The organism is Frankiales bacterium (assembly GCA_016125335.1).
GTDB lineage: Bacteria > Actinomycetota > Actinomycetes > S36-B12 > CAIYMF01 > Longivirga.
Window position 1 is genome coordinate 34,384 of sequence record WGLY01000020.1, and the last position, 25,817, is coordinate 60,200.

Here is a 25,817-nt window from a genome sequence, read left to right on the forward strand (position 1 = left end):
CGGCGGGCGGACGCCGTGCGGCGGCGGACCTGGCTGGGCCACCATGGCCGCATGAACCACGCGACGCGCATCGGCGACGGGCTCGCCCTCGGCGACAACCTGGCGGTGGCGGCCGACCAGGCCGTCTCCATGGCGCTGTCGCCGCTGCGCGGGGCCCGGCCGGACCTCGCGTTCGTCTTCGTCTCCGGCGGCACGCCGGCCCAGACGCAGGAGGCGCTCGAGCACGCCCGCGCCGCCATCGGCGCGCGGACGACCCTCGGCTGCGGCGCGCACGGCGTCATCGCGGCCGGACGCGGCATCGAAGGGGTGCGCGGCGTGAGCGTGTGGGTGGCCAGCCTGCCGAACGTCACGGTGCGCGCCTTCCACCTCGAGGTGCTGCGCACGTCGGATCACCTCGCGGTGCTCGGGCTGCCCTCGCGCCAGCACGACGACGTGGTCGGCGTCCTGCTGGCCGATCCGCACTCGTTCCCCGTCGGCGGTTTCGTCGAGCACTCCCGCGAGTCGCTCGGCGGCCTGCCGCTCGTCGGGGCGCTGGCCTCCGGGACGTCGACCGCGGGGGAGACCCGGGTGCTCCTCGACGGGCGCGTCTTCGACCGCGGCGCCGTCGGCGTCGTGCTCGGGGGAGACCTGTCCGTGCATACGCTCGTGTCCCAAGGGTGCCGGCCCATCGGCCTGCCGATGGCGGTCACCGGCGTCGACGGCGAGCGGCTGCTGTCGCTGGCCGGGCGCTCCGCGCTCGACCAGGCCAAGGCGGCGATCGCCACCCTGCCCCCGGCCGAGCAGCCGCAGGCGCTGCGCGGCCTTCACCTCGGCGTCGCCGTCGACGAGTACGCCGACGAGCACCTCGCCGCCGACTTCGTCGTCCGCACGATCGTGGGCGCGGAGCAGGTGGACGGGTCGATCACCATCGGCGAGCGGCTGGCGGTGGGCACCACCGTGCAGTTCCTGCTGCGCGACGCGCACGCCGCGCACGACGACCTGGCCGAGGTCCTCGCGGGCCTGCGCTCGCGGATGGGGCTGGGGGCGCTGGCCGGCGCCTTGCTGTTCTCCGCCGACAGCCGTGGCCGGTCGCTGTTCCCCACCCCGGACCACGACGTCGCCGCCGTCAGGGCCGCCCTCGACGTCGGCCCTGTGGCGGGGTTCTTCGCCAGCGGCGAGATCGGCCCCGTGGGCGGCCGCAACCACGTCCACGGGAGCACGGCCTCGCTGCTCGCCTTCGGCTCGTAGCCGGCCGGCGCGCGGGTGCGCGCCGTCGGGCAGTCTGGGCGCGTGACCACCGTCCTCGCCCTCGACGTCGGGGGCACGAAGCTCGCCGCCGGGCTCGTGTCCGCGGACGGCTCGCAGCTCGCGCGCCACGAGCTGCCCACGCCGTCGGGCGGCGCCGAGGAGGTGTGGGACGCCGTCGTAGGGGTGCTCGACGAGGTCGCCGGGCGCGCGCCGTACGAGGCGGTGGGCATCGGCTGCGGCGGGCCGATGCGCTGGCCGGACGGCGTGGTCTCGCCCGGCAACCTCCCCGCCTGGAGGGACTTCCCGCTGCTCGAGCGGGTGGCCCTCCGCTGGGGCGGGGGCCGGCCGACGGCGGTCCACAACGACGCGGTGGCGGTGGCGCTGGCCGAGCACCGGTGGGGTGCGGGCCGTGGGTCGCAGCACGTGATGGGCGTGACGGTGTCGACCGGCGTGGGCGCCGGCCTCGTGCTGCACGGGCGCCGGGTCGACGGCGCCAGCGGCAACGCCGGGCACCTCGGCCACGTGGTGGTGGAGCCGGACGGCGACCCGTGCACCTGCGGCGGCCGCGGCTGCCTGGAGACCGTCGCCCGCGGGGCGGCCCTGGTCGCCCGGGCCGAGCGGCTCGGCTGGCACGGGCCGCGCACCGGGCGCGCCGTTGCCGAGGCCGCCCACGCCGGGGACCCGGCCTGCCGTGCGGCGTTGCGCGACGCGGGCCGCGCGGTGGGCGTGGCCGTCGCGTCGGCCGCCGCCCTGCTCGACCTCGAGGTCGTCGCGGTCGCGGGCGGCGTCGCGGAGTCCGGCCCCGCGTTCTGGGAGCCGCTGCGCGCGGCGTTCGACGAGCACGCGGGATGGGCCTTCGTGCGGGCGGCGCGGGTGGTGCCGGCCGCGCTCGGTCGCGACGCCGCGCTCGTGGGCGCGGGTGCGATCGGGCTCGACGCCCTCGCCCGGTGACCGGCTGACGGACCGGACGGCCGACGGTCAGGCGTGCTGCGCGTCGCGGGCGTGCAGCGTCATGGGCAGCCCGTGCATCGGGCGCAGCGTCACCGCGGCCTGGGTACGGACGACGGACCCGGGCACGAGCCGCGGAGCCCAGCGCGAGCCCAGCGCCGCCAGCACCAGCACGGCCTCCGTCCAGGCGAACTGCTCGCCGATGCAGCGGCGGTTGCCGAACCCGAACGGGATCCACGCCCCGCGCGGCACACCGGGTGCCGACTCGTCGAAGCGGCCGTCGCCGTCGAGCCAGCGCTCGGGGCGGAACGAGCTCGCGCTGTCCCACAGGGTGGGGTCGCGGTGCAGGATCCACGGCGCGGCCAGCACGATCGAGCCCGAGGGCAGCTCCCAGCCGCCCACGTTCAGGTCGGTGAGCAGGCGCCGGCCCAGCGTCCACGCCGGCGGGTAGAGCCGGATGGTCTCGGCCACCACGGCCCGCGTCCACGGCAGCTCCGCGAGGTCGGAGTACGCCGGGGCCCGCCTGCCCCCGGCCCCGTCGTCGAGCACCCGGTCGAGCTCGGCGTGCAGGCGCCCGGCCTCGGCCGGGTGGGTCGACAGCAGCCACCAGGCCCACGACAGCGCCATCGCCGTGGTCTCGTGACCGGCCAGCACGAACGTCATGACCTCGTCGCGCAGCTGCTCGTCGGTCATCGCGGTGCCGTAGCGCGCGGCGGACTCGTCGTCGCGCGCGGTGATCAGCCACGACAGCAGGTCCGCGCGCTCGACGCCGGCCGCTACGTCCGCGCGGTGCTCGTCCACGATGCGCTGCACCACGGCATCCAGGTCCTCCACCCGCGACAGGAGGTAGCGGCCCTTGGGCAGCGCGCGCACGAGGCGCTCGTTGCCCAGCGCCGAGAGCTGCCCGAACCCGCTCAGCAGCTCCGCGAGGGTGTCGCCGAACGTGCGGGCGTCGCCGGTGAGGTCGGTGCCGAAGAGCGTGCGACCCACCACCGCGAAGGTGAGGCCGGTCATCTCCTCGACCATGTCGACGCGGTCGCCGTCGGCCCAGCGCGCCGCGTGGCGCTCGGCCTCGGAGACCATCTGGGCGGAGTACTCCACGATGCGGTCGCGGTGGAACGCCGGCTGGGCCAGGCGCCGCTGGCGCAGGTGGAACTCGCCCTCGCTCGTGAGCAGCCCGTTGCCCAGCAGCGGGCGCGCGGCCTGCAGGCCCCGGCCCTTCATCACGTCGCGCGCGTGGGTGAGGAACACGTCGGTCACGAGCTCGGGGTCGCTGAGGATGTAGACGTGCTCGCCCGCGAGCCGGGTGTGGGCGACGGGGCGGTGGGCCCGGGCGATCGCCTCGAACAGCTCGTTGGGCGACTGGCGCCCGCGCAGCAGCTCGGCGAGCAGGAGCAAGCCGTGGGGGCCGTCCGGCCGGGCGACGCGGCCGAGCGCGGACGGCGCCGGCACGGGGGAGTCCGGCGGGGGCTGCCGGCGCGCGGCGGCCCGGGCCGCCGCCTGCTTCGCGGTGGTGCTCATGCCGTCAGTTCTACGCCGAGTCCGTGAGCGGCGCGTGCGGGGAAGGTCCGGGGACGGTCAACCCGGCGCGCTGCCCCCGCGACAGGCCCGGATCCGACACACTGCCGGTGTGGCCGAGACGGTGACGATCTCCGACGTCCGCGCGGCGCAAGACCTGCTGCGCGGGATCGCCCGCGTGACGCCGATGCGCTCGGCGCGCTGGTTGGCCGACAAGGTCGGCGGCCCGGTGGACCTCAAGTGCGAGAACCTCCAGCGGGCCGGGTCGTTCAAGATCCGCGGCGCGTACACGCGACTGGCGCGGATGACCGACGAGCAGCGGGCGTACGGCGTCGTCGCGGCCAGCGCCGGCAACCACGCGCAGGGCGTGGCCCTGGCCGCGAGCATGCTCGGCGTCCGCGCCACGGTGTTCATGCCCGAGGGCGCACCGCTGCCGAAGGTGTCGGCCACCCGCGGCTACGGCGCGCAGATCGAGTTCGTCCCCGGCACGATCGACGACTGCCTGGTGCGGGCGCGCGCGTTCGAGGCGGAGACCGGCGCGGTGCTCGTGCACCCGTTCGACCACCCCGACATCGTGGCCGGGCAGGGCACCGTGGGCCTGGAGATCCTCGAGCAGCGGCCCGACGTGCGCACCGTGGTGGTGTGCACGGGTGGCGGCGGGCTGCTCGCGGGCACGGCGGTCGCCGTGAAGGCGCTGCGGCCCGACGTGCGCGTCGTCGGCGTCCAGGCCTCGGGTGCGGCGGCCTACCCCCTCTCGCTCGCCGAGGGGCACCCCGTGGCTCTGCCGTCGATGGCGACGATGGCCGACGGCATCGCCGTCGGCCGGCCCGGCGACGTCCCCTTCGCGCTCGTCGAGGGGCTCGTGGACGAGGTACGGGTGGTGGACGACGACGCCATCGCCCGGGCGCTCGTGCTCACCCTCGAGCGCAGCAAGCTCGTGGTGGAGCCGGCCGGCGCGGCCGCCACCGCGGCGGTGCTCGAGCATCCCGCGGACTTCGAGCCGCCCGTCGTGGTGGTCGTATCCGGGGGCAACGTCGACCCGCTGCTGCTGCTGCGCGTGGTGCGCCACGGCCTGGCCGCGGCCGGCCGCTACAGCACCCTCACCTTCCGCGTGCCGGACCGGCCGGGCTCGCTCGCCGCGATCCTGGCCGCGCTCGCGGCGGCCGACGCCAACGTGCTGGAGGTGGAGCACGCCCGGATCGACCCGCTGCTGCGCATCGACGAGGTGGAGATCGTCGTGCAGGTGGAGACCCGCGGACCCGCGCACCGCGACGACATGCTGGCCCGCCTCGTCGCGGAGGGCCTCACCGTGACCACCTGACCGGCCCTGGCGGCAGGGCGACCCCAGTCCAGGCCCCCACCCGAACTGCTGGGTGCGTTTTGTAAACAGGGGTTGCCATTCTCGGAAGTGCGCTTTACAGTTCTCGGCATGACCTCCTCCGACCTTCCCCCCACCGGCAGCCTGCGCGACGTCCTCGCGCGGGTCGCGGCCGGCGACCTCGACCCCGCCGAGGCCGCCCGCCTGCTCGACGAGGACGAGTCCGCGCCCTCGGTCGAGCACCCCGACCTCACCGACACCCTCGTGGCCCCGACCGCCTCCTCCTCGGTCGGGTCCGTCTCCCTTCTCGCCGGCGGCGTCAAGCTCGTCGTCGTCGCCGACCCCACGGTGGCCACCGCCGTCGCCGACGGCCCGCACTCGGTCCGGCACGAGGGCTCGACCCTCGTGATCGAGGCGCCCAGCGGGGAGGGCTACCAGGTGCGCGACAAGCCCAAGTACCTCGGCTGGGTCCCCACCGTGTGGACCGGCGGCCGGGGCGAGCGGGTGACCGTGCGCGTCAACCCGGACCTCGCCGTGTCGCTGGACGCCACCGCGTGCAGCGTCAGCGTCACCGGCCTGCATGCCGACCTCGCGGTCAAGGCGCAGGCGTCCTCGGTCAAGGTGCGCGAGCACCGCGGCACCGTCCACGGCACCAGCGCCATGAGCAGCCTGAGCCTGGTCGGCGTCGTCACCGGCGACAGCTCCCTCGTGTGCGAGTTCGGCAGCCTCGACCTGCGGCTGCAGCCCGGCTCGGACGTCGTCGTCGAGGCGGTGTCCGAGATGGGCTCGCTGCGCATCGGCGACGGCCACCCGTCGTCGGAGGACAACGGCATGCGCTCGCGCGGGAGCACCGGCTCCGGGTCGCACCGGTTCGACGTCACGGTGCGCATGGGCTCCGCCTCGGTGGTGGCGGCATGAGCGCCCGCCACCCCGAGGACCTGCACCGCCCGCCGCGGGAGTGCCCGGTGTGCTCCGCGCAGCTCGTCGTCACGGGGTGCGGGTGCACCTCGTGCGGCACCGGCATCACCGGCGAGTTCCGGATGTGCGCCTACTGCGGGCTCACCGACGAGGAGACCGAGATGCTGCGCGTCTTCCTCGTCAGCCGGGGCAACATGCGCGAGCTCGAGAAGCACCTCGGCGTCTCCTACCCCACGACCCGCGCCCGCTTCACCGAGCTGCTCGCCAAGCTCGGCCTCGAGGACCCGGCCGCGGCCGGGCGGCGCGTCGACCGCGACAAGGTGCTCGCCGACCTCGCCGCCGGCCGGCTCAGCGTCGACGAGGCGGAGGCGCTGCTCGCCGACTGACGCGGCCCCCGAGGGCCGCGCCACCCCGTCCCCCTTCTGCCCGCGTCCCGGCCCCCGGCCGGGACGGCGGTCCCGCACGCCCCGCACCGCCTCGTGACCCGCACCCGTCCGCCCGGCCGTCCGACCCCGGACGCCGTCCCCTCGCACCGCACGTCCCGGAAGGAGACCGCCGTGCACCACATCCCCGAGCAGGTCGCCGACGAGCACCGCCGGCTGCTCCTCACCGAGGTCCCGCTCGGCCGGCTGCGCCGCGCCGCCGCGGCCGCCCGCCGGGCCGAGCGCGCCCAGCGCCGCGCCGACCTCGCCCGCCTCGACGCCGAGCGCGCCCTGGCCGCCGCCACCGGTCCCGCGGGGGTGACCCGATGACCGCCCCTGTTCGCCCAGCGCAAACCCCGGTGCCGGCCGTCGGACCCAGACGGAAGGCTCGCCCCATGACCCCTGCCCCGGCCGAGGCCGCCATCCACGCCGAAGGACTCGTCAAGCACTTCGGGGAGGTCCGGGCGCTCGACGGCCTCGACCTCACCGTCCCCTACGGCACCGTCGTCGGCCTGCTCGGGCCCAACGGCGCCGGCAAGACCACCACCGTCCGCGTGCTCGCGACGCTCCTGCGGGCCGACTCCGGCCACGCCACCGTCGCCGGCGTCGACGTCGCCGCCGACCCCGAGGCGGTGCGGCGGGCCATCGGGCTCACCGGGCAGTACGCCGCCGTCGACGAGTACCTCACCGGCCGCGAGAACCTCGACATGGTCGGCCGGCTCTACCACCTGCCGTCCAAGTACGTGCGGGCCCGCGCCGACGAGCTGCTCGAGCGCTTCTCGCTCACGGACGCCGCCGACCGCCCCGCGCGCACCTACTCCGGCGGCATGCGGCGCCGGCTCGACCTCTCGGCCAGCCTCGTCGGCTCGCCGTCGATCCTCTTCCTCGACGAGCCCACCACCGGGCTCGACCCCCGCTCGCGCCTGCAGATGTGGGACGTCATCGCCGACCTCGTCCGCGACGGCACCACGGTGCTGCTCACGACGCAGTACCTCGAGGAGGCCGACCAGCTCGCCGACGACATCGTCGTCATCGACCGCGGCCGGGTGATCGCGCACGGCACCAGCGACGAGCTCAAGACCCAGGTGGGCGGCGACCGCCTCGAGGTGGTCGTGAGCGTCGGCTCGGACCCGGCCGTCGCCGCGTCGGCGCTGCGCGCGGTCTCCGACGGCGACGCGACCGTCGACGCCGACACGCGCACGGTGGTCTCGCCGGTGTCCGGCGGCTCGACCGTGCTCGTGGAGGCCGTGCGCGCCCTCGACGCGGCGGACGTGCGGATCGACGACCTCGCGCTGCGCCGGCCCACCCTCGACGACGTGTTCCTCTCCCTCACCGGCCACGTGGCCGAGGAGGAGACCCCCGCCCCCACCACGGGTCGCAGCCGCGGCCGCAAGGAGGCCTGACATGGCCAGCATCACCGCCACCGGCGCGGTGGCCACCGCCCCGAAGCGCCGCCCGGCCCTCGGCTGGCTGCTGCACGACGGCGTGGTCGTCGCCAAGCGCAACCTGATCCAGACCGTCCGGGTGCCCGAGATGATCTTCTTCTCGCTGGTGCAGCCGGTGATCTTCGTCGTGATGTTCGCCTACGTGTTCGGCGGCGCGATCCCGATCCCGGGCGCCGACCCGGGGGCGGGCGCCGCGGCGTACCGCGAGTACCTGGTGCCGGGCATCTTCGGGCAGACGGTGGCCTTCGCCGCGGCGGCCTCGACGGTGGGCCTCGCCGAGGACCTGCACAAGGGCATCATCGACCGCTTCCGGTCGCTGCCGATGGCCTCGGGCGCCGTGCTGTTCGGGCGCACCGCGGCGGACGCGATCCGCCAGATCCTCGTGCTGGTAGTGCTGTCGGTGACCGGTCTGGTCGTCGGCTGGCGGATCCACAACGGCGTGCTCGACGCGCTGGCCGCCTACGGGCTGCTGCTGCTGTTCGCCTACACGGTCGCCTGGATCGGCGCGTGGGTCGGGCTGCACATGCCCAACCCCGAGACCGCGAACACCGCCGGCCTCATCTGGCTGTTCCCGCTCACGTTCCTCTCCAACTGCTTCGTGCCGCTGTCAGGCATGCCGCCGGTGCTGCAGACCATCGCCGAGTGGAACCCCGTGTCCTCGATGGTGCTGGCCTGCCGGCAGCTGTTCGGCAACCCGACCGGCGAGATCTCCGACGCGTGGCCGATGCAGAACCCGATCCTCTACACCGTGATCTCCTGCTCCGTGCTCATCGCGGTCTTCTCGGTGCTGGCCGTCCGCAAGTACCGTCGCTCCAACGGCTGAGCCGCAGGATCTGCCCGGTCTCCTCCGGGACGACGAAGGCCCCCACCTGACCGGTGGGGGCCTTCGCGCGGAGTGCGGTCGCGGGTGATCGCTCAGCCGGTGTAGGGCTCGGCGGAGACGACCTCCACCTGCATCATCGCGCCGGTGGGCGTCTCGTACTCGACCGTCGAGCCGATCCGCGCGCCGAGCACGGCCGCGCCCAGCGGCGAGGTGGGGGAGTAGACGTCGATGGACGCCGTGGCGGCCTCCTCGCGGCTGCCGAGCAGGAACGTCTCGGTGTCGTCGAACGCCGGGAAGCGCACCGTGACGACCTGGCCCTGGGCGACGAGACCGTCGGCGGCGGGCGGGGCGCCGATCTGCGCGGTCTCGAGCAGGTGCACGAGCACCTTCACCCGGGCCTCGTTCTTGCCCTGCTCCTCCTTGGCGGCGTGGTAGCCGCCGTTCTCGCGCAGGTCGCCCTCCTCGCGCGCGGCCTCGATCCGCTTGACGATCTGCGCGCGGCGGGGGCCCGTCCGGTCGGCGAGCTCCTCCTGGAGACGGTCGTACGCCTCCTGGGTCAGCCAGGTCTCGGGGGTTCCGGTGTCGCTCAACGTGTCGCTGCCTTCGATGGTGGGTGACGGTGCCGACGACCCCGGGATGAGGGGGTCGTCGCGGGAAGCCCGGTGCTACCCGGGGCGCCCGGTGCGAACCCCCAGGGTACGTGCGTCGGCCGGGGAGCGTCTCACGAGCCGTCGATGGTCGGCTGCTGCGCCGGGTTGGTCGTGCCCGGCAGGAACGCGGGCGCGTCCACGCGCGGCGGGCCGTCCGCCGCGCAGCCCAGCACCTCGGCGGTCGTGGCACGGGCGTAGGTGGCGAGCGGGTAGACGGCGCGCACGGAGCCGGAGCCCGCCGTGATGGTCACCGTGGCGTATCCCACATCCGCGTGGTGCTCGTCCTGCGCCCGCAGCACGCAGGTCGTGGCCTGGCCCTGCGTGCGGTGGACGTCGAACGTGACATCGACGCGGTGGTCGTCGACGACGACGAAGCGCACCACGGAGGCCTGCACGCCGTTGGTGGCCAGGTGGTAGGTGACGAACGCCAGGATCCCGAGGAACACGACGACCAGCACGCCGATCCCCACAGCCAGCCCGGGCGAGCGCCGTCCGACGCCGTAGCGCGCGGCCATCGCCGGGCTGAGGGTGCGGGCGGGCACGGGCGGTCTCCTCGTCGCGGTGCCGGTGCGCCGGAGCGGCGCGGGTTCGGCGGGGTCGGCGGTGTCTGGGAGACTGCAGTGTCCCCCACCACCCCCTGGGAGCCGATCGTGACCCTCGAGGCGACCCTGCCGCAGCCCGGCGAGCCGCTGCGGCTGATGGCCGTGCACGCGCACCCCGACGACGAGTCGAGCAAGGGTGCGGCCACCATGGCGCGCTACGTGAGCGAAGGCGTCGAGGTGCTCGTCGTCACCTGCACCGGCGGCGAGCGCGGCGACATCCTCAACCCGGCGCTGGCCCACGACACGGCAGTCCTCGCCGACATGCCCGCCGTGCGCCGGGCCGAGATGGCCGAGGCGGCCCGGATCCTCGGCGTCGACCAGACCTGGCTCGGCTTCGTCGACTCGGGCCTGCCCGAGCCCGGCGAGGACGGCGTCACCCCGCCGCTGCCCGAGGGGTGCTTCGCGCTCGTCCCGCTCGACGAGGCGAGCGAGCCGCTGGTGAGGCTCGTGCGCGAGTTCCGCCCGCACGTGCTGACGACGTACGACGAGAACGGTGGCTACCCGCACCCGGACCACATCCGCACCCACGAGGTGTCGATGCGCGCCTTCGAGGCGGCGGGCGACCCGGCGCAGTTCCCCGGCACCGGCGACCCCTGGCAGCCGGCCAAGCTCTACTACCACCTCACCTTCCACAAGGAGCGGCTCGTCGCCCTGCACGAGGCGTGCCTCGCGGAGGGGCTCGAGTCGCCCTTCGCGGAGTGGCTCTCGACCTGGGAGGACAAGCCCGAGGACGCCGCCCGGCTCACCACCCGGGTGCCGTGCGGGGACTTCTTCGAGGTGCGCGACGCGGCGCTCAAGGCCCACGCCACGCAGGTCGACCCGAACGGCCGCTGGTTCCACCTGCCCACCGAGGTGCAGCGCCGGGTGTGGCCGACCGAGGACTACCAGCTCGCCCGCTCGCTCGTGCCGGGCGCACCGGCCGGCGAGCGCCCTCCGGGCGAGCACGAGGACGACCTGTTCGCCGGCCTCCGCGTGCCCGCCACCACCGCCTGACCGAGGATCACCGTGCTGTTCCTGCTCACCGTGCTCGTGCCGTTCGCGGACTCGCCGTCGCCCTCGCCGTCGCCCACGGTCACCCCGCCCCCCGACGACATGGTGAGCCCGGGGCTGCTCGGCTTCCTCGCCCTGCTGTTCCTCGTCGTCGCGGGCTACTTCATCGCGCGCGGGCTGAACAAGCAGCTCAAGCGGGTCGACTTCGACGAGGAGGCCGTGAACGCCCCGGACGACGGAGTCGACGGGAGCGAGGGGCCGACGGCGCAGGGCTGAGCGCTCAGACCTCGGTGGTCTGGGTGTCCTCGACGTCCACGCCGTCCGCGCCGTCCACCGTCAGTGGGTCGGAGGCGACCCGACGCCGGGTGACGACGAGCAGGCCCACGGCGATAGCCGCCACCAGACCGACGCCCACGAGCCAGACGGAGGAGGTCATCGACCCCGTGTCGGTCGACGCCGCCGGTGCGGCCGCGGCCTGGTCGCCGGGCGCGGCCGGGTAGCTGAAGATGAGCGTGCCCTCGACCGGGTCGCCGTCGTCGGAGACGATCTGGTAGCCCACCCGGTAGAGGTCGCCCGGGGTGCCGGCCGGCCACGACACCGTCACGGTCTGGCCGTCGAGCACGGGATCGCCGAGCGCCACGAGCGGCCCGTCGTTGGTCGACTGCGCCTTCACCGAGACCACCGACGCCGGCACCTCGTTGAAGGTGAGCACGATCTGGGTGGGGGCGGCGTCGAGCGCCGCACCTTGCTTCGGGTTGCTGTCGACGAGCTGCGTGTGCGCGCTGGCCGGCCCGGCCGCGACGAGCGCGACCAGCAGGGCGAGCAGGGTGACGACGGTGAGCCGCAGCGAGCGGCCGGCGGCGGCGGGCTGGTCCCACGTGCGGCGCGGCGTCCAGGTGTCCATGAGGTGTCTCCTCCCGTCGTGGTCAGCTCGCGGAGCGCAGGATGCCGCGCCGCTTGGCGATCGCGACCGCCTCGAGCTGCGAGTGGGCGTCGAGCCGGGCCAGCAGCGTCTTCACGTAGCCGCGGGTCGTGTGGATCGACAGGCCGAGGCGGCGCGAGATCTGCTGCACCGCGAACCCCTCGCTGAGCAGGTGCAGCACCTCGCGCTGGCGCGGGGTGAGGTCGGCGTCCTCGACCTCCTGGACGCCGAGGTCCTCGGTGGCCGCGACGACGAGGTGGGCCGGCGCGATGAGGGTGCCCACGCGGCTGGACCGGATCGCCTCGAGGATGTCCTCGAGCGGCGAGGCCTTCAGCTGGTAGGCGCACACGCCGGCGCGGGCGGCGGCGCGCAGCACGTCGGGCCGCGGGCTGTCGGCGACCATCACGATCCGGATGTCCGGGCGGCGGGCGAGCAGGTCGCGGGCGAGGCCCACGCCGCCGTCGGCCGCGATCCCGGTGTCGATCACGACGACGTCGGGGGCGCTGGACAGGAACGCCTGGCGCCCCTCGGCCTCGGTAAAGGCCCGGGCCACGCAGTCGAGGTCGGGCTGCGTGTGCAGCACCGCCGACAGCAGCTCGGCGAAGAGCCGGTGCGTGTCGACCACGAGCACCCTGCCGTGCCGGCCCTGGCGCGGGAACGCGCGCTGCTCGGACATCCCATCACCCTCACGATCTCCGGGCCCCGGCCCGGTCCGCCGTCGTACGTCCGAGGACCTACGACCCTGTCGAACTGCCTGACGACCGTAGTTGCGCAGCGTCACGCCGACCTCGGCAGATCGGGTCCTACGACTCATCCGTTCGGATGAGGGCAGGAGAGGCTCACCTCACTGACCCGAACGGGTGATGCCGTCACCCCCCGTGGCGGCACGCCGGGATACCGATCACGTTCCGTCGAGATCCGGCCTCCCGACCCCCCAGATGCGGGGGGTCATGGCTCCGGAGGCACCGCAGTTTCGGGATAGGCAGTCACGCGGCGTCGCTGCTTCCCTCGCCCCTGGGGTCGTACGACCTCAGACCGGGCCGGGGGGCCCGGCGCAACCCTGTGGGGGGAGTTGCACCAGATGGTCACTCATCGTGAGCGCACCGCGGGCCTGCTCCCGGCGGCCGTGCGCGCAGGTCGTCACCTCTCGCTCCGTGCGGGCGACCTCCCCCTCCCCTCGCTGTCGATCGAGCGCCCTGCGGCGCAGTTGGGACGTGCATCGTGACCGGCATCTCTGCGATGGCTGACGCTGTCCTGCGGGGCTCGAGGCGAGCGGTGCGCTCGCGGGTCACCGCCCTCGCCGGCGCCTCCGCGCTGCTGCTCGGCCTCGTGGCGGTGACGACGACGACGATCGCCGCGCCCGCCTCGGCCGCGCCGATCACCGACCTGTCGCTGAGCTTCGTCTCGGGCGTCAACGGCGACATCCCCAAGGGCGCCCCGCTCCCGGCGGACCTGAAGTACCAGTTCCTCATCCAGATGGAGACGACCGGCGTCTGGAACGACTCGACGAAGAACTGCCTTCCGCCGGCGCCCAAGTCGACCGGCACCGATCCCAACTACCCGAACGACTGCCAGTGGCCGGGCACCCGCACGTCCAACACCGGCGACCCGATCGTCGCCTCGGGCAACCAGGACGACATCGCTGCGGGCAACATCCACCTCTCGGTGCTCCAGCAGGCGTGCAACGACTACGCGGCCACGGCGCCCCGTACGGCGAACTCGCCGGCGCAGCCCTGCCGCTTCCTGATCTCGGTCAAGGCCGAGGGCTACGAGATCGGCGGCGCGCACTTCTCCGTGCCCACCTCCGGCACCGCTGAGCTCGCGTCCGCCCCGGTGGTCTCGCTGCTCCAGTACCCGATCCCGCTGGCCACGATCCGCGCGCGCATCTTCCAGGACACCGTGCCGGCCGACGGTGTGTACGAGATCGACGCCGAGGCGCCGCTGCGCGGCTTCCGCGCCTTCCTCAACGACCTGCTCGGCGACGTGTCGACGGACTACTACGGCAACCCGCTGTGCACCACGTACGAGCACGACAACAACGGCAAGATGATCTTCGTCGACGGCGCACCCGTCATCAGCTCCACCAGCACCGGCAAGTGCGTCTCGGACAGCAACGGCGACATCGTCATCCCGAACATGGCGCCCGGTCGCTACGGCATCGTCATCCGGCCCGACGCCGTGCACCAGAACTGGCTCCAGACCACCACGCTCGAGGGCGCCCAGGACCACGACTGGTGGGTCATGGCCGGCGACACCGGCTACGGCACCGAGACCACGGCCGGTGGCGAGCTCGTCCCCGAGGTGCAGTTCGGCTTCGTACCGCCGGAGCCGACCGTGGCGCACCCGTGGGTGCGGGCCACCTACGACAGCTCCACGCACCTGACCACCGACCAGTTCAGCACCCGCACCAGCCCGAACGGCGTGACCGGCTCGCACTCGATCTCCGGCTCCGTGCACGAGGGCTGCACGTACATCGCCTCGGTCGGCGGTGCCTACGTGCCCAACGCCGTGCCCGGCGCCAACGGCTCCTCGGACTGCGGCCCGATCAAGAACCCCAACGTCGCGATCAGCGCGATCGACGCCGGTGACCAGGTCGTGTGGGCCGGCAAGGGCGACGCGAACGGCAACTACACCGTGAACGGCCTCGCGGACGGCCAGTACATGGTCACCGTGTGGGACGCGCCCATCAACCACATCCTCGAGACGTTCAACGTCAACATCACCGGCTCGGACGTCAACGCCGGCGTCACCTACGTGGGCGGCTGGTTCACCCACATCACCGGCTCGGTGTTCATCGACACCAACGGCAACGGCAAGCGCGACCCGGGCGAGCAGGGCGTCGCCCGCACCACGCTCACCTTCCGCGAGCGCGACAACACCCCGATGGACCAGTTCACCAACCTGATCGACACGGACCCGACGGGCCACTACGACATCATCCAGGCGTACCCGCTGTCGCGGTTCATGATCCTCGAGCACGCCAACCCGCGGTTCAAGCCGACCGGCATCACCGTGCAGGCGTGCAACGAGGACAAGTCCACCACCTACCTCGGTGGTGCCGTCGACATCTCCGTCGAGCCCGTCATCGGCCTCTGCGGCAACATCGACTGGGCCGTGGAGCCGTTCAAGGACGGCGAGACCGGCGGCATCGCCGGCACGATCTCCTACGGCACCACGCGCAACGAGCTCACCCCGGCCGACGCGGCGACCGAGGACTGGCAGCCCGGCATCCAGGGCGTCCCGGTCAACCTCTACGCGCCCGTCCTCTGCGGCTCGACCCTCGACCCGTCGCTCATCTCGGACCCGAAGTTCGACGCAGCCTTCAACGGCTGCCCCAACGGTCCCAACGGCGACCCGATGGTCAACGCCGACGGCTCCCTCGTGCACGGCCCGCAGCTCGCGGAGACCTACACCTCGGAGTCCTACCAGCGCCCGCAGGCCTGCGTGGCCCGTGACCGCACAGGCGCGGTGCTGACCGGCGAGCAGGTGCTCGCCGACCCGTCCAAGAACACCGACTGCGTCGAGGCCCCGCTCGCGGGCTGGTACGCCAAGCCCAGCGACTCCACCCCGGGTGCCACGGCCCAGACCGTGAACGGCAACTACGGCTTCGGCTCCTCGCGGCTCAACCTGTTCGACCCGGCGACGACGCCGGCGTGCACCGTCGCGCAGATGGCCGAGATCCGCAGCACCGGCACCTACCCGCTGCCCGGCTGCGCCCCGCTGAACGCCGACGACTCCGCGCCGCTGGCCTGGTACGCCGACCTGTCGGCCGCCGGCCTGCCGGACATGGGCCTCAAGCCCGACCAGTACATCGTCGGCGTGGAGATCCCGAAGGACTCCTTCGGTCACGACATGTACAAGATCACCAAGGAGGAGGACGTCAACATCTTCGGCGGCGACCAGATGCTGCCGCAGGAGAACTTCCCCGCCTCCGCCGACGCCGGAAGCAGCAGCACGTGCACGCCCGGCGACCCCAACTACAACGCGGCGGCGTGCTCCGGCCCGGGCGGCGGTGAGGGCCTCGGCGTCATCCCCGAGTGCGCCGGGCCGATGCACACCGTGCACGTCACCAACCCGGACTTCATCGACGGTGGCGGCAGCCCGTACGAGGGGCAGCAGACCCCGCTGTGCACGGACAAGCTCGTCGACGTGGTGAGCGGCACGGCGCAGTTCACCAACTTCGAGATGTTCACCGACGTCCCGCTGGCCTCGCACTTCTGGGGCCTGATCCTCAACGACCTCGGCGTGTCCAGCGACCCGACGAAGATCCAGTACGGCGAGGTCGAGGGCATCCCGAACGCGCCCACCGGCATCTACGACTGGGCCGGCAACCTCGTCGACACCGCGATCGCGGACCCGAACGGCTTCTACGAGGCCATCGAGCCCTCGACGGTGCGCATCAACAACCCGTCGCCCAGCGGCGTCTCGCCGGGCATGTACAAGTTCGTCGGCAACGACCCGGGCACGCCCGGGCACCTCAACCCGACGTACGACTCGCGCTACCGCACGATCGCGACCAACTTCCAGGCCTGGCCCGGGCTGTGGACCGTGACCGACACGGCGCCCACGCTGACCGCCGCCCAGACCTTCGACGGCCAGATGACGGCCGTGAAGTGCACCGTGTCGGACAACGAGCCCCAGCTGTTCCGGGTCGACGACCCGGTCGTGCAGGGCGCCCGCACCTTGACGATCACCGGTCGCGACTTCGGCTCTTCGGGCCAGGTCCTGCTCGGCGGGGCCGGTGAGAAGGCAGCCGACCCGCTGACCGCGACACCGCTGTCGGTCCTCTCGTGGAGCGACACCCAGATCACCGTGGCCGTGCCGGCTCCGAGCTCGTCGTTCAACGGCGCCCGGCAGCTCATGGTGCGGCGCGCCGACAACGGCAAGGTGACCACGAACGGCGTCACCCTCCAGGTGCTCGGCGGCTCGTACACCTTCGACCGGATCTACCGCGTCGGCCCCGGCCTCACCGGAGCCAACGAGGTGAACACCGACACCGGCGGCACGCTCCAGGACGCGCTGAACCAGGCGCGCGCCTACGAGCGCGGCCCGCGCAACTCGATCCGGACGACCCTCGTGGTGGCCTACCCGCAGACGCCGGTCACCGGGTCCGACACCGTCGTGCCGAACCCGACCGGGGCCTACCAGGAGAACCTCATCCTCGACTCGGGCACCAAGATCCAGGGCGTCGGCCCCGGCGGCTTCCAGGCCAACGGCGACTACGTCCAGGGCTCGGTCATCGACGGCTCGTTCTTCGACGAGGGCCTGCCCTCGGGCCAGAACTGGCTGACTCTGCTCGGCTCGCTGAGCTACGACAACTCCAGCATCGCGGTGCCCGACTCGGCCGCGGTGACGGTCCTCTCGCCGACGTACAACGGATCGCCCGCCCCGGCCCTCGACGGCTTCACCATCACCGGCGGCATCCAGAGCACGACGCCGACGAACATCAACATCCTCACCGGCGGCAGCACCACGCCGTACGGCGGCACCGGCGCGGTCGTGACGCAGGGCGGCGGCATCTACGTCCACGGCGGCACGAACGGGCTCGTCATCAGCAACAACAAGATCGACGGGAACTCCGGCTCGTACGCCGGCGGCATCCGCGTGGGCACGCCGTACGCCAACAGCCCCACCCTGGGTCTGCGCACGACGTCGACCGGCTACCGCCTCAGCACGAGCGACAGCTACTCGCTGCGGAACCAGAACCTCGTCGTCGCGCACAACTCCATCACCAACAACGGTGGTGCGAACCTCGCCGGCGGTGTGGGCCTGTTCTCGGGCACCACGAACTACCGCGTCGCCTACAACGACGTCTGCGGCAACTTCAGCGCGGAGTACGGCGGCGGCATCAGCCACTACGGGTACAGCGGCTCGAGCACGACCAACCCGAACCGCATCGACCACAACCGCATCTGGTTCAACGAGAGCTACGACGAGGGTGGCGCCGTCCTGGTGGCCGGTGAGATCCCGCCGAACCCCGACGCCCTCTCCGGCGGCTCCGGCACTGTCCTGCTCGACCACAACCGGATCGACCAGAACCTCGCGAACGACGACGGTGGCGGCATCCGCCTGCTCAACGCCGGCGCCCGCCTGGTGACGATCGAGAACAACGAGATCGTGAACAACGTCAGCGCCCACGAGGGTGGCGGCATCTCGCTCAACGACGCCAGCAACGTGACGATCGACGCCAACACGATCGCCCGCAACGTCACCACCGCGACCGCCGTCACCAGCGACGGCACCCCGGCCGCGGCCGGCATCTCGACCTCCGGCCTGAGCACCCTGCTCAAGCAGCTGGTCGGGAACGAGCCGACCACCCCGCAGGTGTCGTTCACCGACCCGACCACGTACAACAACGTGATCTGGGACAACCGCGCCGGTGCCTTCGACGGCATCGCCATCCACGGCATCAGCGACGGAGACGCCAACGTCTGGGACATCGGCTCGGTCGACGAGCCGGGCTCCCTGGTCGACGTCCGGACCTCGGTCCTGAGCTCGACCACGGGCACCACCGGTGACGCCTCCAACAGCGCGGTGGACCCGAAGTTCGCCTCGCCCTACACGCTGTCCGTGCACGCCGACGCGCGCCGCTCGTTCGTGGCCTTCCGCCAGACGGTCATCAACGACATGACGCAGTCGCCGTGGAACTACGCCGACTACGCGATCACCACCGGCTCGCCGGCGATCGACTTCGGCACCACGCTGCCGGCGGTCACCACCGACGTCACCGGCTACGACCGCATCGGCATCCCGGACGCCGGAGCCTTCGAGCTGCGCACGGGCGCCGACGCCCTCGCGGCCCCGGGCGTGCCCACCATCGGTGACGTCACCGCGGGCAACGGCTCGCTGGCCGTCGCCTGGACTGCGGGCGCGGCCGGCAACCCGGCGGCGACCTCCTTCATCGCCCGGGCCTGGACCGCCGCCTCCGGCGGCGACCTGGCCGGCGTCTGCACCAGCACCGGGACCGGGTGCACCATCACCGGCCTCACCAACGGCACGACTTACCACGTGGACGTGCTCGCCTACAACGCCGTCGGCCAGTCGGCCGCCACCGACCCCCGGGTCGAGGGCACGCCGACCATCCCGCCGCCCGGCACCCCGACGAACCTCACCGTCACCCCGGTGACCTCCGGGCTCGTCGCGGGGCACGCGCTGGACATCCGCTTCACGCCCAACGCCATCAACGGCCTCTCGACGGGGTACCTGGCCACGGCTCACACGGCGGCGGACGGCAGCGGCTCTGCGGGCACCTGCACCGCAGGCCCCGCCACGAGCACCTCCCAGCAGTCGTGCCGGATCTCCGGGCTCACGACGGGGACGACGTACTGGGTCGACGTGGTCGCCACCTACGCGGTCGCACCGGGCACGTCCTCGGCCCCGACTGCGCTCGTGAGCGGCATGCCGGCCACGACCCCTGGGGCGCCGACCGGCGTCACCTTGGTCCGCGGCAGCACCGCCGGTTCGCTCGTGGCCAACTGGACCGCACCGGGCAACACGGGCGGCGTGCCGCTGGTGTCCTACACGGTGCAGCTCCAGTACCGGGTCGGATTCAACGGGTGGGCGAACACGGGACCCTCTCACTCGGTGACGGCGCCCACCACCACCTACACCTTCACCGGGCTCCCGAACTTCCGGACCTACCGGGTCTCGGTGACGGCGACCAATGCGGCCGGACTGACCGGCAACGGCGGTACGAGCTCGAGCACCGGTGTGACCCCGGCGTTCCGGGCCGGGACGGTGGCCGCCCTCTACGCCCCTGGGCTGCGGGGCGGGGTGCGGATCGCGTTCACCGCACCGGGCAGGGCCGCGGCTCCCGGTACGACGTGGGTCGTGGCCGCCTTCACCACCTCGCGCGGCTACCGCGTGGCGGGGGTCTGCACGGCCAAGGGCGGCACCGCAGCGGTCTGCACCATCACGCACCTCGTGCGCGGCCGCACGTACTTCATCTCCATCAAGAAGGCCGGCACGTCGTGGCCCTCCCCGGTCAAGGTCGTGCGCACGAAGGTGCGTGCGCAGTGACCGCCCGCAACGAGGCCCACGGGCCCTCGACCAGCGCGGAGGCCCTCGCGGCCCCGCCCGGCAGCCAGATCCGAACCCGCAACGACGGAGGAACGACCGTGAACGACGAGAGCGCGACGAGCGCGACGGGCTCCGGCCTCATCTCGCGTCGCACCGTGCTGCGCGCGGGTGTGGTGACGGCGGCCGGTGCGGGGATCGCGGGAGTCGCCGCCACCCGCGGCGGCTCCCAGGCGATCGCGGCCGACGCCACGTGGAAGCCGACCTACCGCACGGAGGTCCACCTCGCGGCGACCGACGGCTGGGTGTCGATGCCGGACTCCGCCAAGCCGGTCAAGGGCTTCTGGCCCGACGAGCTGGCCCCGGCGCCGTACAACATGTACGTCTTCGGATTCCGCGACGTCACCGGCTACAACGACGCCAAGGTGATCGGCGAGCGCGGCAAGGCGCAGATCTCCGCCCCGCCCCTCTTCTTCGACGAGGGCAGCGAGATCCGGGTCCAGCTGACCAACCTCGGCCTCTCGATGCGTCCGGACCTCGTCGACGGGCACACGATGCACTGGCACGGGTTCAACAACGCCATCCCGATCTTCGACGGCGTCCCCGAGATGTCGGCGTCGGTGCCGATCGGCAAGACGATCACGTACCTGTTCCGGCCGCACGACGCCGGCACGTACATGTACCACTGCCACTTCGAGGACGTGGAGCACGTCCAGATGGGCATGACCGGTCTGGTCTGCGTGCGGCCGCTGATGAACTACGAGACCGACGGCAAGACCCAGCGCTACGACGCCGACGGCAAGGCGCTGCGCTACGTCTTCAACGACGAGGCCACGCGCTACGACCGCGAGTACCCGCTCTTCCTCACCGAGAACATGCCCGAGGACCACTGGCGCGACGCGCACATCCAGATCAGCGACTGGGCCTACTTCCGGGCCGGCTTCGCGCTGTTCAACGGCCGGGCGTTCCCCGACACGATCGAGGACACCTTCGACCCGGCCCCCACCGTGTCCTACGCCGCGGGCTCCGCGGGCGAGCGGCTGAAGTACCAGCCGCGCACCGCGCGGATCGACGCCGAGGTGGGGGAGGTCGTCCTGCTCCGCATCTCGAGCCTCGGCTCGCTGCGGCACTCGATCACCATGGACGGCATCCCGATGCACGTGGTGGGCGCAGACGCCAGCCAGCTCAAGGGCAAGGACGGCCACGACAACAGCTACGTGACCAACTCGGTGGACTGCGGCCCGGGCGAGTCGCGCGACGTGCTCTTCACCGCGCCGAGCACCCCCGGCACCTACCTGCTCTACGACCGCAACTTCATGAACCTGCAGAACGACGGCGCCAGCGGGTACGGCGGCATGCTCACCCATGTCGTCGTCCACCCCGCGGGCACCCTCGGCCAGCAGCCTCTCGAGCTCCCGACCCGGATGTGATGGCGATGAACCTGACCCGACTCACCGCGTTCGGCGCGGGAATCGCCGTGATCGCGGCCACGCTCGTCGGCACCTCGGTGGCCTCGCAGGCGGTGCCCACGGCGCAGTCCGAGGGCATCGAGTGCGAGCCCGGCGACCAGAGCTCGCTGCACCCGAGCTTCAGCATCTCCACCGCCACGGGGCACATCTCCATGCCCGACGGCAACGTGCTGTTCTCCTGGGGCTTCAAGACCGACTCGCACGCCTTCCAGCTGCCCGGCCCGATCTTCTGCGTGCAGCAGGGCGCGACGGTGTCGATCACGCTGACCAACACCCTCGACGAGGACACCTCGCTGGTGTTCCCCGGCCAGAGCGACGTGACGGCCAACGGGAACCCGTCGGAGCCGCAGTTCGGCGGTGACGGCCAGCTCACCTCGCTCGCACCCACCGCGGCGGCCAACGGCGGCCAGGTGACCTACACCTTCACGGCGGCCGACCCGGGCACGTACCTGTACGAGAGCGGCACCGACCCGGCCAAGCAGGTCGAGATGGGCCTCTACGGCGCGATCGTCGTGCGGCCGGCCGGCCACCCGGACCAGGCGTACGCGGACATCCGCACCAAGTTCCAGCCGGGGCGCGAGTTCATCCACATCCTGGCCCAGGTCGACCCCGACCTGCACCTGGCCGTGGAGCAGCACAAGGCCTTCAACTGGAACAACTACTCGGCCAAGTACTTCCTGCTCAACGGGCGCAGCTCACCGGACACGACCAGCCCCAACGACGCCTCGTGGCTGCCGAGCCAGCCTTACGGCGCCATGGTGCACGTGAAGGAGCAGTACCAGCCGGACGCGCCTCTGGTGAACGGCGTCAACCCCACCAACGGCGGTGACACGCTGCCCGCGCTCGTGCGCTACATCAACGTCATGCCGACCGACGCGGCCTTCCACCCGCACGGCAACACCGAGCGCGTGATCGCAGAGGACGGCCAGCCGCTGGACAAGACCGGCCAGCCCGACAGCTCGTACGGCAAGTACCTCGTGGACATCGGCGCCAACCGCACGGTCGACGCCATGTTCACCTGGACCAACGTCGAGAACTACAACCCGATCACCAACCCCGTCCCGGTGCCGATCAGTCCCTACCAGGACGTCCTCACCTCGGCGAGCACGTGGTACTCGATGAGCCCCTACCTGGGCTTCCAGGGCGAACTCCCCGCCGGCGTGACCTCGATGAACGTGTGCGGCGAGTACTACCACATGGCCCACAACCACGCGCTGCAGTTCGCCACGAACTTCGGGGCGTCCTTCGGCGGCCAGATGACGCTGATCCGCATCGACCCGGCAGCCAACCAGCTGTGCCTGGCGCAGTGAGCGAGGACATCGACATGGACACCCGCACCCGGCGCCCTGCGCGCACCGCCGCCACCTTCGGCGTCGGTATCGCCCTGCTCGCTGCCACGGGGGTGGCGGCCGCCACCCCCGTGGTCTCCTCCCTCGCGGCCCAGCCCACCGCTGCCCGCCCCGCCGCAGTCACCGCGCCCGCGGCGATCCACGGCACCGCGGTGTCGGCGCCCAAGCCCAGCCTGCTGCCGCCCCAGGGCGCAGCGGCCGGCGTCGACTGCACCGATGCGTCCTCGGACGCGTCGGGCGGGTGCACCATCCACGCCCGCACCGGCACGGTGTCGGTCGCGGGCGTGGCGAACCCGCTGCAGCTGTGGAAGTTCAGCGCCGACAACACCGAGACGGGTGCGGGCTCGGCCCTCATCGTCGGCCAGGTGGGCGTGAAGATGACCATCCACCTGGTCAACGACCTCGCCGCGCCCGTCGGGCTGTCCATCCCGCAGCTCGACGGCGTCGGGCACGGCCTCCAGGCCGTCGACGGCAACGGCGCCTACACCGCGGCCGCGGCCCCGGGCGGTGGCACCCAGGCCTTCACCTTCACGCCCGACCGCGCCGGCACCTACGTGTACCAGGCAGGCCTCACCGACGCCGCCAACCCGGGCACCTCGGTCGACGGCGTGCGCGAGGTCGCGATGGGCCTCGTGGGCGCTCTCGTCGTGCGGCCCGCCGCCGGCTCGGCCGACGCCTACGACGTCGCCGAGAGCACGTTCGACGACGAGGCGGTCCTCGTCTACACCGACGTCGACACGCACATGCTCGCGAACCCGGGCGCGTTCAACATGCGCAACTGGACGCCGAACGTGCACCTGATCAACGGCCACTCCTACCCCGACACCCCGCCGATCGCGACGGCGCTGCACCGCACGACCATGCTGCGCTTCGTCAACGGGTCGCTGCTCGAGAAGAGCCCGACCATCCTTGGCACGCGCATGACGCAGGTGGCCCGCAGCGGCCGGCCCGTGCCGGCCCCGCTGTCGGTGTCCGGCCGGTTCATGAACACCGGCGACACCTTCGACGCCACCGTGTTCGCGAACACCGAGGAGCGCTTCGCGATCTTCGACTCGCCCGGCGTGCTGCGCAACGACCTGCGCCTCACCGCCGGCTCGCCCAACGCCCCGCGCGTCGGCGGTGCCATCACCTTCCTCGACAGCACCGGCGCCGCGGCCACACGCATCTACGGCCCGACCGTGTCCGGCTTCACCGCCGCCGGCCAGCCCGGCGGCCCCGGTCGTCCGATCACGCTGACCGCCACCTTCACCGGCTCGGGCAGCTCGAACGTCCAGGGCGCCGACATGTACGTCGACGACCTCGGGGCGCTCCCCACCCCGGTGACGTTCACCCCCGGCAACCCGGTGACGGTCACCTGGCCGCTGCCCGGCACGATCCTCGACGGCCTCGCCAGCGGCGAGCACACCATCTGGGTGACGGCCTACGACGGCAGCGCCTACGGCGCGCGCGCCAGCGTCAAGGTGCGCGTCGACCGTGACGGCCCCGCCGTCAGCGGCGTGACCCTCTCGCGCAACCACGTCAACGGCACGCAGGACGTCGACCTCGGCGCCACGCTCGACGAGCGGAACACGGGCGGCAGCCAGTCGGTGGCGGCCCGGTACTGGATCGACGGCTCGGCGACCGACCCGACCGGTGCTCCCGTGTCCGGCACGATGGACACGAACGGCCCGCGCTCGGTGGCGGCCGCGACCGGCACCATCGCCAAGGCCGACATCGCGACCCTCGCCGAGGGCACGCACTCGGTCCGCGTGCAGGGCCAGGACGACCTCGGCCAGTGGGGCGCGGTGACCTCGAAGGACATCGTCGTCGACACGACCGCCCCGGTCACGACGGCCATCACGCTCAACCCGGTCGCCACCAACGGCCTGGTGGGCAGCCCGAACAAGCCCGGCAACGTCACGATCACCGCGACCGTGACCGACGCCGCCAGCGCTGTCACCGGCGTCGAGGGCTTCCTCGACTCCGTCGGCCCCGCGGGCAGCGCCAACGGCCTCTACTTCTCCCCGCTCGGCGGCGGGAAGTGGCAGACCGACATGCCGCTCGCCTGGCTCGCGGGCAAGAAGGCGGACGGGCTGGTCAGCCTCTACGTCGTCGGCACCGACGCCGCGGGCAACCGCAGCGACGGCACCGGCGCCACCGAGTCGACCACGATCAACCTCGACCGCACCAAGCCGACCCTGTCGCTGGACAGCCTCGTCCAGGGCACCGGCTACCTCGCCAACCGCACGCTGACCGTCGGCTTCACCGCCGCGGACAACGCCACTGCGACCGGCTCGGGCATCGTCTACGCCGAGTGGTTCGTGGGCGCCGACCCCGGCCAGGGCCGCGCCACTGCCCTCGCCGTGCCGAGCTCGCCGAACGTCGGGCCGTTCAGCGGGTCGTTCACCTACGACCTGTACGCGGCCGGCCTGTTCAACGGCGGCAACGTCTCGGTGACCTTCCGGGTGAAGGACGCCGCCGGCAACTGGGCGCAGACGCGCAGCACGGTCGCCACGACCTCGCTGTGGTTGTTCCGCAACTTCTTCGAGTCCTCCGGCACGACGGCCCAGCGGATCAGTCAGCTGTCCGTGCCCTGGAACCTGGGAGCGAGCGGCAACGTCGGCTTCGCCACCACCACGGCGACGGGACGGATCCAGGGTCAGACCAGCCTTCTGGTCCCGGTGCGGCCGGCCGCCTACTTCGCGGTCGACCTCTCGGCGCCGAACTACGCCAACCAGCCGCTGAGCACCTTCCACGCGACGTTCGACATGCGGAGCCTGACCGCGGTGACTGGGTGCTCCGGCCCCGGCAGCACGGCCACCTGCCGCCCCGGCGGGGTGACGGTGTTCCAGGCCACCGGCTCGAACGGCACCGTGCTCGTCGTCCAGTACGGACGGGCGGCGGCCAACCGTGCCGCCCGGTTCCGGGTCGGCATCCGCGGCACGACCGGTCTGGCCTTCCCCGGCGGCAACTCCCAGGGCTGGGTGACGGTGGGCTCCGCCACGACGCAGTCGTTCAACGTCGTGGTCGACTGGAGCAGCTCCGGCCGTCGCGGCACCGCGCACGTCAACGGGGGAGGTGCCATCAACTCGCCGCAGGGCTCCAGCGGGCAGACGGTGACGTCCTTCTCGGTCGGCTCGGTGAACCTGGCGCCGCTCGGCTCCACCGGCAACCTGTCGTTCGACAACGTCAACATCGCCTGATCGCACCTACGAGAAACG

Annotated in this window: 19 protein-coding genes; 14 read left to right on the forward strand and 5 right to left on the reverse strand. The window is 72.7% G+C overall.

Annotated features, from left to right (window positions below; all coding sequences use genetic code 11):
* Positions 1–51 precede the first annotated feature (51 nt).
* Positions 52–1,227, forward strand: a complete 1,176-nt coding sequence (locus GC157_11940) for a histidine kinase (protein ID MBI1378177.1) — start codon at positions 52–54, stop codon at positions 1,225–1,227.
* Between the two features lie 42 nt (positions 1,228–1,269).
* Positions 1,270–2,178 (forward strand): ROK family protein, encoded by a 909-nt coding sequence (locus GC157_11945; protein MBI1378178.1) that lies wholly within the window; start codon positions 1,270–1,272, stop codon positions 2,176–2,178.
* Positions 2,179–2,205: 27 nt separating this feature from the next.
* On the opposite strand, the gene GC157_11950 is transcribed toward GC157_11945, so the two are convergent.
* Complete coding sequence (locus tag GC157_11950) at positions 2,206–3,696, reverse strand: cytochrome P450 (GenBank protein ID MBI1378179.1); 1,491 nt, start codon at positions 3,694–3,696, stop codon at positions 2,206–2,208.
* Between GC157_11950 and GC157_11955 the strand changes: the two genes are divergently transcribed.
* From GC157_11955 to GC157_11980, 6 genes are all read left to right on the forward strand, one after another.
* Positions 3,695–5,014: a threonine ammonia-lyase gene (locus GC157_11955; protein MBI1378180.1), complete on the forward strand. Its 1,320-nt coding sequence runs from the start codon at positions 3,695–3,697 to the stop codon at positions 5,012–5,014. The two genes, GC157_11950 and GC157_11955, sit on opposite strands and share 2 nt — an antisense overlap.
* A gap of 108 nt (positions 5,015–5,122) precedes the next feature.
* Positions 5,123–5,929 (forward strand): hypothetical protein, encoded by an 807-nt coding sequence (locus tag GC157_11960; protein MBI1378181.1) that lies wholly within the window; start codon positions 5,123–5,125, stop codon positions 5,927–5,929.
* The gene (locus GC157_11965; GenBank protein MBI1378182.1) at positions 5,926–6,315 is read left to right on the forward strand and encodes a DUF2089 family protein; all 390 of its coding nucleotides are present in this window, start codon (positions 5,926–5,928) and stop codon (positions 6,313–6,315) included. Before GC157_11960 ends, GC157_11965 begins: the two co-directional genes overlap by 4 nt.
* Before the next feature lie 171 nt (positions 6,316–6,486).
* Positions 6,487–6,681, forward strand: a complete 195-nt coding sequence (locus tag GC157_11970) for a hypothetical protein (protein ID MBI1378183.1) — start codon at positions 6,487–6,489, stop codon at positions 6,679–6,681.
* 65 nt (positions 6,682–6,746) lie between these two features.
* On the forward strand, positions 6,747–7,754 hold the full coding sequence (locus tag GC157_11975) for an ATP-binding cassette domain-containing protein (GenBank protein MBI1378184.1): 1,008 nt from the start codon (positions 6,747–6,749) through the stop codon (positions 7,752–7,754).
* A gap of 1 nt (position 7,755) precedes the next feature.
* On the forward strand, positions 7,756–8,619 hold the full coding sequence (locus tag GC157_11980) for an ABC transporter permease (protein ID MBI1378185.1): 864 nt from the start codon (positions 7,756–7,758) through the stop codon (positions 8,617–8,619).
* A gap of 92 nt (positions 8,620–8,711) precedes the next feature.
* On the opposite strand, the gene greA is transcribed toward GC157_11980, so the two are convergent.
* The gene (gene greA, locus GC157_11985) at positions 8,712–9,209 is read right to left on the reverse strand and encodes a transcription elongation factor GreA (protein MBI1378186.1); all 498 of its coding nucleotides are present in this window, start codon (positions 9,207–9,209) and stop codon (positions 8,712–8,714) included.
* A gap of 131 nt (positions 9,210–9,340) precedes the next feature.
* The gene (locus GC157_11990; protein MBI1378187.1) at positions 9,341–9,811 is read right to left on the reverse strand and encodes a DUF4307 domain-containing protein; all 471 of its coding nucleotides are present in this window, start codon (positions 9,809–9,811) and stop codon (positions 9,341–9,343) included.
* Positions 9,812–9,967: 156 nt separating this feature from the next.
* On the opposite strand from GC157_11990, the gene mca reads away from it, so the two are divergent.
* A complete protein-coding gene (mca, locus tag GC157_11995; GenBank protein ID MBI1378188.1) occupies positions 9,968–10,864 on the forward strand; it encodes a mycothiol conjugate amidase Mca in 897 nt (298 codons plus the stop codon).
* Between the two features lie 12 nt (positions 10,865–10,876).
* Positions 10,877–11,137, forward strand: coding sequence for a hypothetical protein (locus tag GC157_12000; GenBank protein MBI1378189.1), 261 nt, complete (start codon positions 10,877–10,879; stop codon positions 11,135–11,137).
* 4 nt (positions 11,138–11,141) lie between these two features.
* Here the strand turns inward: GC157_12000 and GC157_12005 are convergent, their stop codons facing one another.
* Positions 11,142–11,765 carry an LPXTG cell wall anchor domain-containing protein gene (locus GC157_12005; GenBank protein MBI1378190.1) on the reverse strand — a complete coding sequence of 208 codons (624 nt, stop codon included), beginning with the start codon at positions 11,763–11,765 and terminating at the stop codon, positions 11,142–11,144.
* 22 nt (positions 11,766–11,787) lie between these two features.
* A complete protein-coding gene (locus GC157_12010) occupies positions 11,788–12,597 on the reverse strand; it encodes a response regulator (protein MBI1378191.1) in 810 nt (269 codons plus the stop codon).
* Positions 12,598–13,022: 425 nt separating this feature from the next.
* Between GC157_12010 and GC157_12015 the strand changes: the two genes are divergently transcribed.
* From GC157_12015 to GC157_12030, 4 genes are all read left to right on the forward strand, one after another.
* Positions 13,023–19,802 (forward strand): hypothetical protein, encoded by a 6,780-nt coding sequence (locus GC157_12015; protein ID MBI1378192.1) that lies wholly within the window; start codon positions 13,023–13,025, stop codon positions 19,800–19,802.
* A gap of 98 nt (positions 19,803–19,900) precedes the next feature.
* Positions 19,901–21,229 (forward strand): multicopper oxidase domain-containing protein, encoded by a 1,329-nt coding sequence (locus tag GC157_12020; GenBank protein ID MBI1378193.1) that lies wholly within the window; start codon positions 19,901–19,903, stop codon positions 21,227–21,229.
* The gene (locus GC157_12025; GenBank protein ID MBI1378194.1) at positions 21,229–22,578 is read left to right on the forward strand and encodes a multicopper oxidase domain-containing protein; all 1,350 of its coding nucleotides are present in this window, start codon (positions 21,229–21,231) and stop codon (positions 22,576–22,578) included. The genes GC157_12020 and GC157_12025 overlap by 1 nt, the downstream gene beginning before the upstream one ends.
* Before the next feature lie 14 nt (positions 22,579–22,592).
* Positions 22,593–25,799, forward strand: a complete 3,207-nt coding sequence (locus tag GC157_12030; GenBank protein MBI1378195.1) for a hypothetical protein — start codon at positions 22,593–22,595, stop codon at positions 25,797–25,799.
* Positions 25,800–25,817 lie beyond the last annotated feature (18 nt).